Genomic DNA, 16,345 nt, shown 5'->3' with positions numbered 1-16,345 from the left:
GAACTCGGACTAAGGACGCTCGTGCGCTCAACATCTCTTTCCCACCATTCCCCCCGTCGCGGCCAGCCGCGATCACACCGCCAGATCGTGCCGCCGGCACTGCATCTGTCTGACTCGGCCGCCGCGTCCGTCTTCCGGGCGGTGCGCCTGCGTGGGCCCGTCGGCCGTGACGTCATCGCCGGGGTCACGAAGCTGAGCATCGCGACGGTAAACCGTCAGGTCATCGCCCTGCTCGACGCCGGCCTGCTGCGCGAGCGCGCCGATTTGGCCGTCTCCGGTGCCATCGGGCGCCCGCGGGTGCCCGTGGAGGTCAACCACGAGCCGTTCGTGACGCTGGGCATTCACATCGGCGCCCGGACCACCAGCATCGTGGCCACCGACCTGTTCGGCCGCACGCTGGACACCGTCGAGACCCCGACGCCGCGCAGCGCGGCCGGACCCGCGCTGGCCTCGCTGGCCGACAGCGCGGGGCGGTACCTGCGGCGCTGGCATCGGCGCACGCCGCTGTGGATCGGGGTGGCCGTCGGTGGCACCGTCGACAGCGCGACCGGCAATGTCGACCACAGCCGGCTCGGCTGGCGCCAGGCGCCGGTCGGCCAGGTGCTGGCGGACGCGCTGAGCCTGCCGGTGTCGGTGGCCTCCCACGTGGACGCCATGGCCGGCGCCGAATTGCTGCTCGGCATGCGGCGATTCGCGCCGAGTTCGCCGACCAGCCTCTACGTCTACGCCCGCGAGACCGTGGGCTATGCGCTGGTGATCGGCGGTCGGGTGCACTGCCCGACCAGCGGGCCGGGCACCATCGCAGCCCTGCCCGTGCAGTCCGAGCTGCTCGGCGGCACCGGACAGCTCGAATCCACCGTGAGCGACGAGGCGGTGTTGGCCGCCGCCCGCCGGCTGCGCATCCTGCCTGGCACCGCCAACCGCACGACCGGCCCCGCCGCCGCCATCACGGACCTGCTGCGCGTGGCCCGGTCCGGCAATCCGCAGGCCCGGGAGCTGCTCGCGGAGCGGGCCCACGTTCTGGGTGAAGCGGTCGCGTTGTTGCGTGACCTGCTCAATCCCGACGAGCTGGTGGTCGGCGGCCAGGCCTTCACCGAGTATCCGGAGGGCATGGAGCAGGTCGAGGCCGCGTTCGCCGCGCGTTCGGTGCTGCCGCCGCGCGACATCCGCGTCACCGCCTTCGGCAACCGGGTGCAGGAAGCCGGGGCGGGGATCGTGTCGCTGGGCGGGCTCTATGCCGACCCGCTGAGCGCGATGCGGCGTTCCGGGGCGCTGGACTCCCGGCTGCGGGATGCCATCCCCGAGTCGACCGCCTAGCGTCCTGTAAAGATGAAAGAGTGCGCCACGACGACTCGGCAGTGAACGACCCGCGCCGGGTGGCGGTATTGGCGGTGCACACCTCACCACTGGCGCAGCCGGGCATCGGCGACGCGGGCGGGATGAACGTCTACGTGTTGCAGAGCGCGTTGCACCTGGCCCGGCGGGGTATCGAAGTCGAGGTCTTCACCCGGGCCACCTCGTCGGCGGATCCGCCGGTCACCCGGGTGGCACCCGGGGTGCTGGTCCGCAACGTCGTCGCCGGGCCGTTCGAGGGCCTGGACAAGTACGACCTGCCGACCCAGCTGTGCGCGTTCGCGGCCGGGGTGCTGCGCGCCGAGGCTTCCCATGAACCGGGGCACTACGACATCGTGCACTCCCACTATTGGCTGTCCGGGCAGGTCGGCTGGCTGGCCCGGGACCGCTGGGCGGTGCCGCTGGTGCACACCGCGCACACGCTGGCCGCGGTGAAGAACGCGTTGCTGGCCGACGGCGACACCCCCGAGCCGCCGCTGCGCACCGTCGGGGAACAGCAGGTCGTCGACGAGGCGGACCGGTTGATCGTCAACACCGATGACGAAGCCCGGCAACTGGTTTCGATCCACCACGCGGATCCGGCGCGGATCGACGTGGTGCATCCGGGTGTCGATCTGGACGTGTTCCGGCCGGGCGACCGGCGCGCCGCGCGAGCCGCGCTGGGGTTGCCGCCGGACGAAAGCGTGGTCGCCTTCGTCGGGCGTATCCAGCCGCTGAAGGCGCCCGACATCGTGCTGCGGGCGGCCGCGAAACTCCCGGGGGTGCGCATCGTGGTGGCCGGCGGGCCGTCGGGCAGCGGCCTGGCGTCGCCGGACGGTCTGGTTCGGCTGGCGGCCGAACTCGGCATCACCAATCGGGTGACCTTCCTGCCGCCGCAGTCCCGCACCGACCTGGCCACCCTGTTTCAGGCCGTCGACCTGGTCGCGGTGCCCAGCTACTCGGAGTCGTTCGGCCTGGTCGCCCTCGAGGCGCAGGCCTGCGGCACCCCGGTCGCGGCGGCCGCGGTGGGTGGGCTGCCGGTCGCGGTGCGCGACGGGATCACCGGCACCCTGGTGTCCGGCCACGGCGTCGACCAGTGGGCGGTAGCCCTGGATGGCCTGCTGCGGCTGGGCGCGGGACCGCAGGCCGCGGCCATCAGCCGCGCCGCAGCCGCGCACGCGGCCACGTTCTCCTGGGAGCACACCACCGACGCGCTGCTGGCCAGCTACCGGCGCGCGATCGCCGATTTCCGGACCCAGCTGCGCGACGAGTTGGTCCGCGCGTGACGTCCACGCCGGAGGCGGTGCAGGACGTGATCGTGCGGGCCCTGCGGGCCAGCGAGCTGACATATTCCGAACACGGCGGCGCCCACGGCGGCCTGCCGGGCCTGGTCGTCGAGCTGCCCGGCGAGCGCAAGCTCAAGACCAACACCATCCTGACCATCGGGGAGCATTCGGTGCGCGTCGAGGCGTTCGTGTGCCGCAAACCCGACGAGAACCACGAGGGCGTCTACAAGTTCCTTCTGAAGCGCAATCGGCGGCTGTACGGCGTCGCCTACACGCTGGACAACGTCGGCGACATCTACCTGGTGGGCCGGATGTCGTTGGCCTCGGTTGACGCCGACGAGATCGACCGGGTGCTCGGGCAGGTGCTGGAGGCGGTCGACTCGGACTTCAACACGTTGCTGGAGTTGGGTTTTCGGTCGTCGATCCAGAAGGAGTGGGAGTGGCGGGTGTCGCGCGGGGAGTCGCTGAAGAACCTGGAGGCGTTCGCGCACCTGATCGACGACGATGACGACTAGGGCGAGTTCGGCGTCGCGAGCGTACTGGGGTTGCGAAAGTTCGAGCCGGATTTCGCAGTGTGGTTACGCTCGGCGATTCTCTGGGAGCGCGTGAGAGACTAACCGGCATGGGAGACACCGGCACGCTGGTTCTGCTTCGCCACGGCGAGAGCGAGTGGAATGCGCTCAACCTGTTCACCGGTTGGGTCGACGTCGGGTTGACCGAAAAGGGCCGGTCGGAGGCCGTGCGCAGCGGCGAGCTGCTGGCCGAGCAGGGCCTGCTGCCCGACGTGCTCTACACGTCGCTGCTGCGCCGCGCGATCACCACCGCGCACCTGGCGCTGGACGCCGCGGACCTGTTGTGGCTTCCGGTGCGACGCAGCTGGCGGCTCAACGAGCGCCACTACGGGGCGCTGCAGGGTCTGGACAAGGCCGAGACCAGGGACCGCTACGGCGACGAGCAGTTCATGACCTGGCGTCGCAGCTACGACACCCCGCCCCCGCCCATCGAGCCCGGCAGCGAATACAGCCAGGACGCCGACCCGCGGTACGCGAATATCAGCGGCGGGCCTCTCACGGAATGCCTGTCCGACGTCGTGGCGCGCTTCCTGCCCTACTTCACCGACGTCATCATCCCCGACCTGCGCACGGGCAAGACGGTCCTGATCGTCGCGCACGGCAACTCCCTGCGCGCCCTGGTCAAATACCTGGACCGGATGTCCGACGACGACATCGTCGGGTTGAACATCCCGACCGGCATTCCGCTGCGCTACGACCTGGACGCTGATTTGCGGCCCGTGGTGCCCGGCGGCACCTATCTGGACCCCGAGGCGGCGGCCGCCGGCGCCGCGGCGGTAGCCAGCCAGGGTGCCGCGAAGGCGTGATTACGCGGGTCTTGGCAGGTTTAAGAAAAGCCGAATAGGCCCCTTTGCCAAACATCACGTTAACGGCAGCGGAACACCTGTTGCGCAGCGTGTGACTTGTCCGTTTTTGGCCTCGCTCCGCTAGGGCGTCGTTCACCGAATTTGTAGGATTTCGGGTGTGACTGTGTTCTCGGCACTGTTGCTGGCCGGGGTGTTGTCCACACTGGCACTTGCCGTAGGTGTGGTGGCCGGGGTGCGATTGGCCCCGCGCCTCGCCGAGCGCCGCCAACGAGCCGCCACCGAGTGGGCGGGGATCACCGTCTCGCAGATGCTGCAGCGGATTATTGCGCTGATGCCGCTGGGCGCCGCGGTGGTCGACAGTCACCGCGACGTGGTCTACCTCAACGACCGGGCCAAGGATTTGGGTCTGGTTCGCGATCGCCAGCTCGACGAGCATGCCTGGCGCGCCGCCAGGCAGGCGCTGACGGGCGAGGACGTCGAGTTCGACCTCGCTCCGGCCAAACGTTCGTCCGGGGGGCGGCTGGCGGTGCACGGGTACGCGCGGCTGCTGAGCGAGGAGGACCGGCGGTTCTCCGTCGTCTTCGTGCACGACCAGTCGGACTACGCCCGCATGGAGGCCGTCCGGCGGGACTTCGTCGCCAACGTCAGCCACGAGCTCAAGACCCCCGTCGGCGCGATGGCGCTGCTCGCCGAGGCCCTGCTGGCGTCGGCCGACGACCCCGACACCGTGCGCCGGTTCGCCGAGAAGGTGCTTATCGAGGCCAACAGGCTGGGCGACATGGTCGCCTCGCTGATCGAGCTGTCCCGGCTGCAGGGGGCCGAGAGGCAGCGCGACATGACCGAGGTCGAAGTCGACACCGTTGTGTCCGAGGCGATTTCGCGTCATAAGGTGGCCGCCGAAAACGCCGACATCGAGGTGCGGACCGACGCCCCGAGCGGCTTGCGGGTGCTGGGCGACGAGACCCTGCTGGTCACCGCGCTGGCCAACCTGGTGTCCAACGCGATCGCGTACTCACCCAGCGGATCGCCGGTGACGATCAGCCGCCGGCTGCGGGGCGACAACGTCGAGATCGCCGTCACCGACCGGGGTATTGGCATCGCGCTCGAGGATCAGGAGCGGGTGTTCGAGCGGTTCTTCCGCGGCGACAAAGCGCGCTCGCGGGCCACCGGCGGCAGCGGCCTGGGCCTCGCCATCGTCAAGCACGTCGCCGCCAACCACAACGGCAGCATCGGCGTGTGGAGCAAGCCCGGGACCGGGTCGACGTTCACCCTGTCCATTCCCGCTATCCCGGCGCAGCCCGGTTATGACGCCGAGGACGGCCAGGACGCACAACCACGGGGCCGCGATGTGCGGCCCGGCAGGACACAACGAGAGGAAGAGCTAAGTCGATGACCCTGGAGGAATCGCGCTAATGACGAGCGTATTGATCGTGGAGGACGAGGAGTCGCTGGCCGACCCGCTGGCCTTCCTGCTGCGCAAGGAGGGCTTCGAGGCCACGGTGGTGACCGACGGGACCTCGGCGCTCGCCGAGTTCGATCGCTCCGGCGCCGACATCGTGCTGCTCGACCTGATGCTGCCGGGAATGTCGGGCACTGACGTCTGCAAGCAGTTGCGGGCGCGGTCCAGCGTGCCGGTGATCATGGTGACCGCGCGCGACAGCGAGATCGACAAGGTCGTCGGGCTCGAGCTCGGCGCCGACGACTACGTGACGAAGCCCTACTCCGCGCGCGAGCTGATCGCCCGGATCCGGGCCGTGCTGCGCCGCGGCGGCGACGACGACTCCGACTTCAGCGACGGTGTGCTGGAGTCCGGGCCGGTGCGGATGGACGTCGAACGCCACGTCGTCTCGGTGAATGGCGACGCGATCACGTTGCCTCTCAAGGAGTTCGACCTGCTCGAATACCTGATGCGCAACAGCGGTCGGGTGCTCACCCGCGGGCAGCTGATCGACCGGGTCTGGGGCTCCGACTACGTCGGCGACACCAAGACCCTCGACGTCCACGTCAAGCGGCTGCGGTCCAAGATCGAGGCCGATCCCGCCAACCCCGTGCACCTGGTGACGGTGCGCGGGCTGGGCTACAAGCTGGAGGGCTAGCTCGGGGGCTAGAACGCGCCGCCGACCGTGACGTCGGCGTTCCGCGAACTCTGGGCCGGTCCGAAGATGCACCAATAGGGCTGGGCGCATTGCGCGTCGAACAGGACGGGCGTCGAGCCCACGTCGCTGACCTGCTGGATGCGGACCGGGACCGTCTTGGTCGATACGCCCTTAACCGTCACCGAGTACTGCACCCAGGTCTTGTTGTAGGTGCACTTGCCGAACGGGCTACCGCCCTGGTCCACGGTGAATCCGTCCTTCGTGGGGTTGGTGGCGCAGGTCTCGCCGGTCACCTCGACGTTCGAGATGAACGGCGCGTCAATGTGCCCTCCGCCCGATCCGGCCAGCTTCCAGTGCAACTGGACGGGGAAGTCGGCGTGCGCGGGCGCCGGGCAGTCGATGGCTGCGATGGCCGCAGCGACGAGCGCCAGCGCTGCCATCGCCGGGTACCGGATCTCCATAATCTGGCGAGCATAACCACCGTCGGTTCAAAAGGGTGGGGGTTCGGTGTTGACGGGTGGGGTGTTGGCGGTGCGGGCCTCGCGGTTGTGTTGGCGTTCGGCTGTGACGCGGGCGGCGCGGGTTTGGGTGCGGGTGCGGCGGCGTTTGGGCATCATGGCGGTGCGGTTCGCACACGTGTCAGGTGGTGGGGTTTCGGGGGCGGGCATGCCGCCGACGGCGTGGCACAGGCTGGGGAACAGCAGCGCCGAACCGGGGGTGGTGACGTAGGTTTGTCGGCCCGGGCCGGTGAGGATGACGGTGCCGTCGGCGAGTTGCTGGTCGGTCCAGCCCCAGAACGTTTTCACCAAATGGTGTGTCTTGCAATAACATTTGAGGTTCCCGGCGTGGGTGAGCCCGCCGCGGGCGTAGGGGATGGTGTGGTCGAGGTCGCAGGCCCGTGCGGGGACATCGCAGCCGGGCCAGCGGCAGGTCAGGTCGCGGAACCGCACGAACGCGGCCAGTGCCGCCGACGGGGTGTAGCCGGGTTCGGGTGGGGCGTCACCGGGATGCAGCAGCGGGATCACTTTGGCGGTGTGGGCCAACTCGGCCAGCAGTTCCGGGGTGATCAGCCCGTCGGCGGTCATCTCGGAGGCCACCGCGCCGGGGGTGCCGGTCAGGGCGGCGGGTTCGGCGATCACATGGATCGTTACCGGCGAGGCCGGCGGTGTGGTGCCCGCGGCGCAGTCAGCGCGCCCGCAGCGACACCCCAGCCGGTCCGCGCCGGCTGCCAGCGCGCCCAGGGCGTCGGCGCGGCGTTGGGCGGCGGTGCGCGGATCATGCGCGCACACGGTGCCCGCGAGTTTGGTCAACCGCTGATCCAGCGCGTGCGCGTCCGGGGCGAACAGGGTGCCGGTGAGCTGGGCGATGCCGTCGATCTCCCCGCCGATCCACACCTCCCGATCGTTGTGGCGTTCCTTACGGCGGCGTACCGCATCGACATCGACCCGGGCCACCAGCGCGTCGATCTTGCCGCACAGCCGCGCGTGGCTCATCGTGGGCCAGCGCGCCACGTTGGCGGCGATCACCGCGTCCACCCGCGCCAGGATCTCGGGGTCCTCGATCAGATCGGTGCGGAACACGATGGTGTGAAACGCCTCCAGATCGATGTCTCCGGCCACCAACACCGCCCCGGTCTTCGGTACCCGTTCACGCAGCGCGCGGGCGTCCTCGACACGGCTGAGCGCGCGGGCCTTGCTGATCCGCAGGCCCGCGCCCACTTCAGCGGCCACCGCGTCCATCGTGTCCACCGCCCACTGCTGGGTATCGGGGGCCTGGGAGAGCCGGTAGGCGAATAACTCCCCGATCGCGACCAACTGCGCGCCGGCCGCCTGATTCGCCATCCGCGCCATCGCCGCAATCCGGGCCACCCACTGCGTGGACTCCGGGGACGCAGTGCGCTGGGCAAACCGCGCCGCGAGGTTGGTAGCCACCGCATCAAAACGCGCGACCACCTCAGGATCCGGCACCGGACGCGACGCCCCCGACCCAGACTCCGACTCCGGCTCGGGCGCGGGCTCGGGCTTGGGCTTGGGATCGACGCCGAGACCACCTTCTGATTCGAACATATTTTCGATGGTACCGGAGGCCACCGACAAGATCGCGTGATGTCTCAGGACATCGGTGACAGTTCCGACAAGTCGATAAGTCGCCGCGATGGATCGACACACCGGTGACAGCCGACAAGACGCTGTCCGACAAAACGCTCACCGCGTGGACTCACCAAAAGCCCGCCTGGGCCGCGCGCTTGCCCGGTCGGTCAGCAATGACGCGTGGCACAGGCTGAGGAACAGCAGCGCGGTGGCCCGGGGGGCCGAGGGATGGCGTTGACCGGAATCATCGCCGGCTCCATCTGCCTGGTCGGCGGCGGGATCCGCGACATCTTGGCTTTTGTCAGCGATTCGGGCCAGCTGCTGTCACAGCTAGGGCTCATGTAGGCGCTAGTGCCACGATCTCGTCGGCCACGGCCAGCGCCATGGCCATGATCGAGACCTGGGGATTCACCTCGGGGCTGCTGGGCAGGATAGAGGCGTCGGCGACCCACACCCCGTCGACGCCGCGCAGCCGGCCCGAAGGATCCACCGGACAGATTTGCGCGTCGGCGCCGGCGGCCGCGGTGCCCGTCGGGTGGAACGCGGCCAGCTGCAAATGCCGCGCGTCGCTGCGGCGCAGGGCATCCCGCAATTCCGCCAACGACGTCACCGTCATGGCACCCGGCAGACCGGTGAGCACCTCGACCGCCCCCGCGGCGAACAGCAGCCGGCCGATCGCCTCCAGGGCGACGTGCAGCCGCCCGACGGCCTCGCGGGCGATGTTGTAGCGCACCACCGTCTCGCCGCGGACCGACAGCACGGAGCCGACGCCCTGATCGGCCACCATCGCGCCGAACGTCGCCATGTTCTGGGCCCGGTCCAGCCAGCCGATCAGCTCGGAGCCGTAGCCGGGGAACACCAGCGACCCCATGCCCGGCGGCGTCGACGTCGCCTCGATCAGCACGCCGTGGGACTCGTGGAACTCGTGCACCGCGGCGCTCTGCAGCACGCCGCGCCACGAGTAGACGTCGTCCTCGAAGCGCCCGGCCAGCATCTTCGCCGGGTGCAGCGCGAGGTTGCGGCCGAGCCGGGGATGCGCGCCAATTCCGCTGCGCCGCAACAGCCCCGGCGTCTCCGTGGTGCCCGCGGCGACGACGACGGTGTCGGCCAGCACGTCAAGCGCGGTGCCGTCGGGCCGGCGGGCGCGCACGCCGCGGGCCCGGCCGTCGGAAACCAGCACCCGTTCCACTCGCGCCTCGGCGATGATCTCGGCGCCCGCCGCGCAGGCCTGGGGCAGCGCGTTCAGGTGCACGCCGAACTTGGCGTTGTTGGGGCAGCCGATCGCGCACTGGCAGCAGCCGTCGCAGCCCGGCGCGTTGCGGGGGATGGGGGCCGCATCCCAGCCGAGCCGGCCGGCGGCGTTCAGCAGCAGTTGCCCGTTACGGCCCATGACGTCCAGCGGGACCGGCGCCACCCGCAGCGTGCGCTCGACCTCGTCGAGGTGGACGGCCTGTCGGTCCGGGTCGGCCAGGCCGAGGCCGAACTCGTCGCGCCAGCGCCGCTGCACGGCCAGCGGCGGCCGGAAGCAGGTGCCGGAGTTGACGACGGTCGTGCCGCCGACGGCCCGGCCGATCGGCAGCGCCACCGACGGGCGTCCCAGCGCGACCGTGGCCCCGGCGCCGCGATAGAGCCCGGCGTAACGCTCGATGGGATGCGTGGTGCGGAACTCCTCGACCGTCCAGCGCCGCCCCTCCTCGAGCACCACCACGGCCAGGCCGGCCCGGGCCAGGGTGCGGGCCACCATCGCGCCGCCGGCGCCGGATCCGACGACGACGGCGTCGGCGGTAACGACGGAGCGGCTGTCGGCCGACCGGGTGACGTTCAGCGCCGCGTCGGGACGGGCCGCGCCGTGCTGGGCGGCCCGCGAAAGCAGCTCGGGCGCATAGGTATCCGCGCCGTTGGCGAGCAGCACGATCACCTTCATCGCCTCGACCGCGGCGGCCGCATCCGGGTTGAGCGCGGCCAGGCGATGCAGCAGCCGTTCCCGGTGTTCGGGGCCGAGTCGCGCCAGCGACCGCCCGGTGGTCAGGTAGCTCGCCGTCGCCAGCGACAGCATCCCGGCGTGGACCGCGCGCCGCGTCGAAGCCGGCATCCGGGTGACGTAGCGGTCGATGCGCTTGACGAGCTCGGTGGGCGCCGGGCCGCCACACTCGTGCGGTAGCAGCGCCGCGCCGAACGACGCCGTGGCCCGGTCCGCGAGTCGGCTCATCTGCGTTGTCCGAGCCGGCGGCCCAGCCGGCGCCCGAGCTTGATGAACAACGGATACGTCCCGAAGATGCCGCCGGCGGCGGCGTGCCGCGCCGTGTCCAGTTCGGTGGTGTCCATGCCGAAAACGCCGCTGTTCCACATGAAGTCGCGGCCGTTGCGGGCGCGGAACGGGCGCCACAGGAAGCCGAGCCCGGGCACGTTGTGGTAGAGCCCGAACGACCCGGCGAAGAACACGCCGAGGGTGGCGGCTTCCGCCACGTCGCGGCGGTCCTCGGGCAGACCGCGCTCGATCAGCACCCCGGAGGCGAACAGCAGCGGCGGGTCAAGCAGGAAGCTCATGACGGTGTCCTTTCGTTTACGACGGGCGCATCAGCACCCCGCAGGCCGACCTCGGCATGCCCGGTGCCCAGCACCGACCATTGCCGGTCGTCGACTTCGACATGGATGTCTGCCTGTTCGGTGTTGGTGCACACCGCAGCGCCCCCGTCGGGGTCGGTGTAGCCGAGGCTGACGCAACGCTCGGCGGGCTGGTCGACCCGGATCAGCACCGTGCGGCCGTCGATGCGGCCCTCCAGCTGCCAGTGCTCCAGACCGAGCGTGGACCGCATCCGCAGCGACGGCAGATTGCTTGCGGGCCAGTCCTTTCCGTCGATGCGGAAGCGGACGAACGCCAGCGGCGCCAGCCGGCGCAGGCCCGGCTTGTGGGACACCGCGGTGACGGCCTCGAGCACGTCGCCGTCGCCGAGGTCGGCGTGGATCCACCCCCAGCGCTTGGCGTTGCCGTGCCCGTAGATGTGGGCGACATTGCCGCGCCAGCCATCCAGGCGGTGCACGGTGTCGCCGACACTCAACGAGCCGGCGAAGTCGGCGGTGGGGGCGAGAACCACCTGGGCTCCGGGCAGCAACTCGCGCTCCCACGCCACGCGGGGGAACGTCCACAGCGGCGCGCCGGCGTCCTGCCAGGACAGCAGCCAGGACAGGCACCCGGCCCGTCCGGTCAGCTCTTCGTTCGCCACCCGGGCGCCCGCGGCGTCGAACCAGGCCGCTCCGGACGCCGGCGCAACGGGCTCGGGGCCGAACCGCTCGGTCAACGGCGGGCCGTCCGCGGGGAACCAGGTCGCCCAGCCGTGGGCGTACGGGGCGCCGGACGTGGGGGACACGGTCTCGCAATGCACCCAGAGGCCGGCGCGGGTGAGCGGATCCGACAGTGTGGCGTACCAGACTTCCAGGCGCCCGGCCTTGCCGCGCCACCGTGGCGCGCTGGCCGAGCGTAGTTCGTCGTCCACCCGATTTGCCTCCCATCGGCCCTGCGTCCACGGCGCTGGCCCTGGCCGCAGGATCGACGCACGACCCGCGGCGTGTCACCGCCGTGGCGGCCCTCGCCCATACTATATTGGTTGAGCCAATGAACCAGTCAAGTTTCCTGCAGCCGCCGGATCGCCAGCGGGTCGACGAACAGATCGCCGCGACCATCGCGGACGCCATCCTGGACGGCGCCTTTCCGCCGGGCTCGACGCTGCCGCCGGAGCGGGAGCTGGCCGAACAGCTCGGCGTCAACCGCACCTCGCTGCGGCAGGGACTGGCCCGGTTGCAGCAGATGGGCCTGATCGAGGCCAAACAGGGCAGCGGCAACGTGGTGCGCGACCCGGAAGGCCTCACCAATCCGGCCGTCGTCGAGGCGCTGGTCCGCAGGCTGGGCCCGGAGTTTCTGGTCGAGCTACTGGAGATCCGCGCGGCGCTGGGCCCGCTCATCGGCCGGCTGGCGGCCCGGCACAACAACGACGACGACGCACTGCGCGCGGCCCTGGCCGCCGTGCAGGATGCCGACACGGCCGTCGCGCGCCAGGCGGCCGACCTGGCCTACTTCCGGGTCCTCATCCGCAGCAGTCGCAACCGGGCACTGGGGCTGCTGTATCGCTGGGTCGAGCAGGCCTTCGGCGGTCGCGAGCACGAGCTCACCGCGGCCTACGACGACGCGGAGCCGCTGCTGGCGGACCTGCGGGCCATTACCGACGCGGTCGTCGCGGGCGACGCCGACGCGGCCGCCGCAACGGTCGAGGCGTACCTGAACGCGAGCGCGCTGCGAATGGTCAGGTGCTACACCGAGGACCGGGATTAGCTGGTTGGATTCCTGACATGAAGGGGTCAGCCGTGTACGGCGCGGCGGGTTTCGGCCTGGTCAGCGCCGGTGCAGTGGTGTTGTTGCTGCTGCTGGTGGCCGCGGCGGTCTGGGTCGCCCGACATCCGCACCTCGGGCAGGCGCTCTGGGCCCGCGTGCGCGACGCGCCCTGGGTCCGGCGCGTGCTGGACATGCAGGTGGTGCGCCGCGGGCGGGCGTGGGTGGACCAGTTGCCCGCGTACCGGGTCGCTGGCCTGTTGCTGCTGGTCCAGTTGGCCGTGGTGGTGGTCCTGGCCGACGGCTTCACCGAAGTCCTCGACGACGTGCTGGAAGGCGATGGCATCGCGGGCATCGACCGTCCGGCGGCCGAGTGGTTGGGAACCCATCGTGACCGCTGGCTGACCACGGTGCTGCTGGTCTTCTCGGCCATCGGCAGTCCCGTGGGGCTGGGGGTGATGACGATCGTGACCGGCGCCGGGATGGCCTTGTGGCGCAGGTCGTGGTTGCCCGTGGTGCTGGCGTTGGCCGGCGCCCTCGGCATCCTGCTCGTCGTCATGACGGCGAAGATTCTGGTGGTCCGCGAACGCCCGCCCATACCGTACGCCGTGGTCACCGAGAAAGGATTCTCGTTTCCCTCCGGCCACGCTGCCGGCACCGCCGCAGTGGTGGTGGTGTCGGCCTGGATGCTGACCCGCTACGTCGTCACGCAGTGGATTCCCCGGGTGCTGGTGTGGACCCTCGCGATCGGCCTGATCGGCGCGGTGGGGCTCTCGCGCATCTATCTCGGGGTGCACTTCGTCAGCGACGTACTGGGCGGTTGGCTCCTGGGCGCCGCCTGGGCGGGGGCCGTGATCGTGGCCGGCGAGCTACTCGGCAGCTCGCGTCGCCGGGTGGACGGCGACCAGGCCTAGCTTGGCGCGCCGCTTACACATCGCGGCCAGCTCGGCGTACGCCTTTTCGCCCAGCAGCTCGGTGAGCTCGTCGGCCAGCGACTCCCACACCTGCTTCTTGCCGACGTGCGCGGCCGGGTCGCCGGTGCAATACCAGTGCAGGTCGGCGCCGCCGGAGCCCCAGCCGCGACGGTCGTATTCGGTGACGACGGTCTTGAGGATCTCCGTGCCGTCGGGCCGGGTCACCCACTCCTGGCTGCGCCGGATCGGCAGTTGCCAGCAGACGTCGGGCTTCATCGTCAGCGGCGGCACGCCCAGCTTCAGGGCTTTGCTGTGCAGCGCGCAGCCGACGCCGCCGCGAAAACCGGGCCGGTTCAGGAAGATGCAGGCGTCCTTGTGTTTGCGCGTGCGGTACTGCGGTTGGTCGTCGTGCTCGTCGAGCTCCAGGTAGCCCTTGCGGCCCAGGCCCTTGTCGCGGAACTGCCAGTCGTCGGCGGTCAGCTTCTGCACGGCGTCGTCCAGCCGGGCGCGGTCGTCGTCGTCGGACAGGAACGCGCCGTGCGAGCAACACCCGTCGTCCGGGCGGCCCGCCACCGTGCCCTGGCAGGCGGGCGTGCCGAAGACGCATGTCCAGCGCGACAGCAACCAGGTGAAGTCGGCCGCGATCAGGTGCTCGGGGTTCTCCGGGTCGTAGAACTCCACCCATTCCCGGGCGAAATCCAGTTCGACCTCTTGCCCGTCGGGACGCGAGTTAGCCACGGACTCAACGTTAAACCAAGATCGCGTCGCCGGTACGGGTTCACACCCGCGCCGGGCCCGCTATCCGCTGCGCGGGTCGCTCAGCTTTCTCCCACCTGACCCGGCTAGGTTAGTTTCGTGAGATTGGGCGTCCTCGACGTGGGTAGCAACACGGTCCATCTGCTGGTGGTCGATGCCCATCGCGGCGGGCATCCGACACCGATGAGTTCCACGAAGGCAACCCTGCGGCTGTCCGAGGCGACAGACAGCTCGGGCAAGATCACCAAGCGCGGGGCCGACAAGCTGGTTTCCACCATCGACGAGTTCGCCAAGATCGCGGTGAGCTCGGGCTGCTCCGAGCTGATGGCGTTTGCTACGTCGGCTGTCCGGGACGCGGAGAACTCCGACGACGTGCTGGCCCGGGTGCGCAAGGAAGCCGGCGTCAAGCTCCAGGTGCTGTCCGGGGTCGACGAGTCCCGGTTGACGTTCCTCGCGGTGCGCCGCTGGTACGGCTGGAGCGCGGGGCGGATCATCAACCTCGACATCGGCGGCGGCTCGCTGGAGCTGTCCAGCGGCGTGGACGAGGAGCCCGAGGTCGCGTTGTCGCTGCCGCTGGGGGCCGGACGGCTGACCCGGGACTGGCTGCCCGACGACCCGCCCGGCCGGCGCCGCGTCGGCATGCTGCGGGACTGGCTGGACGCCGAACTGGCCGACGCCAGCATGGCCGTCCTGGAGGCCGGCATGCCCGACCTGGCGGTGGCGACGTCGAAGACGTTCCGCTCGCTGGCGCGGCTCACCGGCGCGGCGCCGTCGGCCGCCGGGCCGCGGGTGAAGCGGACGTTGACGCTCAACGGCCTGCGGCAGCTCATCGCGTTTATCTCTAGGATGGCGGCGACCGACCGTGCCGAACTGGAGGGAGTCAGCGCCGAGCGTGCGCCACAGATCGTGGCGGGCGCGCTGGTTGCGGAGGCGAGTATGCGAGCGCTGTCTATAGAAACGGTGGATATCTGCCCGTGGGCGCTCCGCGAGGGTCTGATCCTGCGCAAACTCGACAGCGAAGCCGACGGAACCGGCCTCGTTGAGACGTGGGTGCGGGATGCTGGAGGTCAGGTAGTTGATCGGAACGCGTCAAGCCGATCGAGAGGCGACAAACCATGACCGGACCCGAGACCCAGAACCCTGAAACCCGGCCGATTTCGGTGGCCGAGCTGCTGGCCAGGAACGGAAGCATCGGCGCCCCGGCGGTCACCCGCCGTCGGCGCCGTCGGCGCGGCGACAACGACGCCGTCACCGTCGCCGAGCTCACCGGTGAGATTCCCGTCATCGACGACGACTACCGCGAGGCCCCCGAAGCGGCCGCCCCCGCCGCCCCGGAGCCGGAGCCGGAGCCCGAGCCCGCGCCCGTCAAGCCGGAAGCGGCCGCGCCGGCACCGGCCGAGACCGACGACACGGGCGACACCGACGACGACAACGACGGCGTCTACTGGGCCGAGCCCGAACCGCGCTGGCCCAAGTCCTCGGCACGCCCGCAGCGCAAGTCGGGGCCGGAGCGCAGCGAGTACCCGCGGCCGCTGCCCTACGGCGACGACGAAGGCGACGCCAAGCGCCCGGGATCCGGCGCCGAGGGGATGAGCCCGGACCCGGTCGGGGACTACTCCGACATGTCGGTGGACGTGATGGACTCCGAGGTCAGCGAGGCCGAATCGGCCATCGAGGATTCCGCGTACGTGCGTTCCTACCTGCAAGCTCCCGAGGGCACGCTGTTCGGCGGCCAGACGCTGGCCGACGAGCTCGCCCGGCGCCGTAGCGACGAGCGCGCGGGCGAGGGCTTGGACTTCGGCGACGATTTCACCGCCGACCACCGCGACGCCATCTCCGACCTCATGGGCCTCGACGACGCGCGGGACCAGCCGTCGCACGGCCGGCTCGAGGCCCTCTGGCGGGGCAGCCTGGTGGTGCTGCAGTCGATCGTGGCCGTCGCGTTCGGCGCGGGTCTGTTCATCGCGTTCGACCAGTTGTGGCGCTGGAACCCCATCGTGACCCTGGTGCTGTCGGTGCTGGTCATCCTCGGCCTGGTGGTGGGAGTGCGGGTAGTTCGCAAGACCGAGGACATCGCCAGTACGTTGATCGCGGTTGCCGTGGGGTTGCTGATCACCCTCGGCCCGCTGGTGTTGTCGCTACAAGCCGGCTAGGCGTCGGTAGAGGAGA

17 protein-coding genes are annotated in these 16,345 nt (G+C 70.5%); 11 read left to right on the top strand and 6 right to left on the bottom strand.

What is annotated here, in order from left to right; genetic code table 11:
- Positions 1-21: 21 nt before the first annotated feature.
- From AC5Y5V_RS09395 to regX, 6 genes are all read left to right on the top strand, one after another.
- Entirely contained in the window at positions 22-1,317 is a 1,296-nt protein-coding gene (locus AC5Y5V_RS09395) for an ROK family protein (RefSeq protein ID WP_499933216.1), read from the top strand.
- 20 nt (positions 1,318-1,337) lie between these two features.
- Entirely contained in the window at positions 1,338-2,618 is a 1,281-nt protein-coding gene (mshA, locus tag AC5Y5V_RS09390; RefSeq protein WP_499933214.1) for a D-inositol-3-phosphate glycosyltransferase, read from the top strand.
- Positions 2,615-3,133 (top strand): type III secretion system chaperone family protein, encoded by a 519-nt coding sequence (locus tag AC5Y5V_RS09385; protein WP_499933210.1) that lies wholly within the window; start codon positions 2,615-2,617, stop codon positions 3,131-3,133. The genes mshA and AC5Y5V_RS09385 overlap by 4 nt, the downstream gene beginning before the upstream one ends.
- A gap of 107 nt (positions 3,134-3,240) precedes the next feature.
- Complete coding sequence (locus AC5Y5V_RS09380) at positions 3,241-3,996, top strand: phosphoglyceromutase (RefSeq protein WP_499933206.1); 756 nt, start codon at positions 3,241-3,243, stop codon at positions 3,994-3,996.
- 157 nt (positions 3,997-4,153) lie between these two features.
- A complete protein-coding gene (locus AC5Y5V_RS09375; protein ID WP_499933204.1) occupies positions 4,154-5,389 on the top strand; it encodes a sensor histidine kinase in 1,236 nt (411 codons plus the stop codon).
- A 19-nt stretch (positions 5,390-5,408) separates the two neighbouring features.
- Positions 5,409-6,092: a two-component sensory transduction protein RegX gene (gene regX / locus AC5Y5V_RS09370; RefSeq protein ID WP_499933202.1), complete on the top strand. Its 684-nt coding sequence runs from the start codon at positions 5,409-5,411 to the stop codon at positions 6,090-6,092.
- 8 nt (positions 6,093-6,100) lie between these two features.
- On the opposite strand, the gene AC5Y5V_RS09365 is transcribed toward regX, so the two are convergent.
- Both AC5Y5V_RS09365 and AC5Y5V_RS09360 read right to left on the bottom strand, forming a co-directional pair.
- On the bottom strand, positions 6,101-6,553 hold the full coding sequence (locus AC5Y5V_RS09365; RefSeq protein ID WP_499933200.1) for a hypothetical protein: 453 nt from the start codon (positions 6,551-6,553) through the stop codon (positions 6,101-6,103).
- A 27-nt stretch (positions 6,554-6,580) separates the two neighbouring features.
- A complete protein-coding gene (locus AC5Y5V_RS09360) occupies positions 6,581-8,158 on the bottom strand; it encodes an HNH endonuclease signature motif containing protein (protein WP_499933198.1) in 1,578 nt (525 codons plus the stop codon).
- A 204-nt stretch (positions 8,159-8,362) separates the two neighbouring features.
- On the opposite strand from AC5Y5V_RS09360, the gene AC5Y5V_RS09355 reads away from it, so the two are divergent.
- Complete coding sequence (locus AC5Y5V_RS09355) at positions 8,363-8,527, top strand: hypothetical protein (RefSeq protein ID WP_499933196.1); 165 nt, start codon at positions 8,363-8,365, stop codon at positions 8,525-8,527.
- On the opposite strand, the gene AC5Y5V_RS09350 is transcribed toward AC5Y5V_RS09355, so the two are convergent.
- From AC5Y5V_RS09350 to AC5Y5V_RS09340, 3 genes are read right to left on the bottom strand one after another with little or no spacing between them, the layout of a single operon-like run.
- Positions 8,520-10,391, bottom strand: coding sequence for a GMC family oxidoreductase (locus AC5Y5V_RS09350; RefSeq protein WP_499933194.1), 1,872 nt, complete (start codon positions 10,389-10,391; stop codon positions 8,520-8,522). The genes AC5Y5V_RS09355 and AC5Y5V_RS09350 overlap by 8 nt on opposite strands.
- Positions 10,388-10,729, bottom strand: coding sequence for a hypothetical protein (locus tag AC5Y5V_RS09345; RefSeq protein ID WP_499933191.1), 342 nt, complete (start codon positions 10,727-10,729; stop codon positions 10,388-10,390). The genes AC5Y5V_RS09350 and AC5Y5V_RS09345 overlap by 4 nt, the downstream gene beginning before the upstream one ends.
- Entirely contained in the window at positions 10,726-11,676 is a 951-nt protein-coding gene (locus AC5Y5V_RS09340; RefSeq protein WP_499933189.1) for a tocopherol cyclase family protein, read from the bottom strand. The genes AC5Y5V_RS09345 and AC5Y5V_RS09340 overlap by 4 nt, the downstream gene beginning before the upstream one ends.
- 119 nt (positions 11,677-11,795) lie before the next feature.
- Here AC5Y5V_RS09340 and AC5Y5V_RS09335 point away from each other — a divergent pair, with 119 nt between their 5' ends.
- Both AC5Y5V_RS09335 and AC5Y5V_RS09330 read left to right on the top strand, forming a co-directional pair.
- Complete coding sequence (locus AC5Y5V_RS09335) at positions 11,796-12,509, top strand: FadR/GntR family transcriptional regulator (RefSeq protein ID WP_499933187.1); 714 nt, start codon at positions 11,796-11,798, stop codon at positions 12,507-12,509.
- A 17-nt stretch (positions 12,510-12,526) separates the two neighbouring features.
- A complete protein-coding gene (locus AC5Y5V_RS09330) occupies positions 12,527-13,420 on the top strand; it encodes a phosphatase PAP2 family protein (RefSeq protein ID WP_499933183.1) in 894 nt (297 codons plus the stop codon).
- Here the strand turns inward: AC5Y5V_RS09330 and AC5Y5V_RS09325 are convergent.
- A complete protein-coding gene (locus AC5Y5V_RS09325) occupies positions 13,376-14,158 on the bottom strand; it encodes a DUF3109 family protein (RefSeq protein ID WP_499933180.1) in 783 nt (260 codons plus the stop codon). The two genes, AC5Y5V_RS09330 and AC5Y5V_RS09325, sit on opposite strands and share 45 nt — an antisense overlap.
- Positions 14,159-14,275: 117 nt before the next feature.
- Between AC5Y5V_RS09325 and AC5Y5V_RS09320 the strand changes: the two genes are divergently transcribed.
- Together AC5Y5V_RS09320 and AC5Y5V_RS09315 are read left to right on the top strand one after the other, a co-directional pair.
- Positions 14,276-15,295: a Ppx/GppA family phosphatase gene (locus AC5Y5V_RS09320; RefSeq protein WP_499933178.1), complete on the top strand. Its 1,020-nt coding sequence runs from the start codon at positions 14,276-14,278 to the stop codon at positions 15,293-15,295.
- Positions 15,292-16,329, top strand: coding sequence for an Rv0497 family membrane protein (locus tag AC5Y5V_RS09315; protein ID WP_499933175.1), 1,038 nt, complete (start codon positions 15,292-15,294; stop codon positions 16,327-16,329). Before AC5Y5V_RS09320 ends, AC5Y5V_RS09315 begins: the two co-directional genes overlap by 4 nt.
- Positions 16,330-16,345 lie beyond the last annotated feature (16 nt).

It is taken from the genome of Mycobacterium sp. NGS68 (assembly GCF_059812195.1).
This window is presented reverse-complemented; position numbering and strand designations above follow the sequence as displayed.

Coding starts and splice junctions, on each gene's coding strand:
- AC5Y5V_RS09380 (WP_499933206.1), top strand. CDS start 3,241: ATGGGAGACACCGGCACGCTGGTTCTGCTTCGCCACGGCGAGAGCGAG.
- regX (WP_499933202.1), top strand. CDS start 5,409: ATGACGAGCGTATTGATCGTGGAGGACGAGGAGTCGCTGGCCGACCCG.
- AC5Y5V_RS09365 (WP_499933200.1), bottom strand. CDS start 6,553: ATGGAGATCCGGTACCCGGCGATGGCAGCGCTGGCGCTCGTCGCTGCG.
- AC5Y5V_RS09360 (WP_499933198.1), bottom strand. CDS start 8,158: ATGTTCGAATCAGAAGGTGGTCTCGGCGTCGATCCCAAGCCCAAGCCC.
- AC5Y5V_RS09350 (WP_499933194.1), bottom strand. CDS start 10,391: ATGAGCCGACTCGCGGACCGGGCCACGGCGTCGTTCGGCGCGGCGCTG.
- AC5Y5V_RS09345 (WP_499933191.1), bottom strand. CDS start 10,729: ATGAGCTTCCTGCTTGACCCGCCGCTGCTGTTCGCCTCCGGGGTGCTG.
- AC5Y5V_RS09335 (WP_499933187.1), top strand. CDS start 11,796: ATGAACCAGTCAAGTTTCCTGCAGCCGCCGGATCGCCAGCGGGTCGAC.
- AC5Y5V_RS09330 (WP_499933183.1), top strand. CDS start 12,527: ATGAAGGGGTCAGCCGTGTACGGCGCGGCGGGTTTCGGCCTGGTCAGC.
- AC5Y5V_RS09315 (WP_499933175.1), top strand. CDS start 15,292: ATGACCGGACCCGAGACCCAGAACCCTGAAACCCGGCCGATTTCGGTG.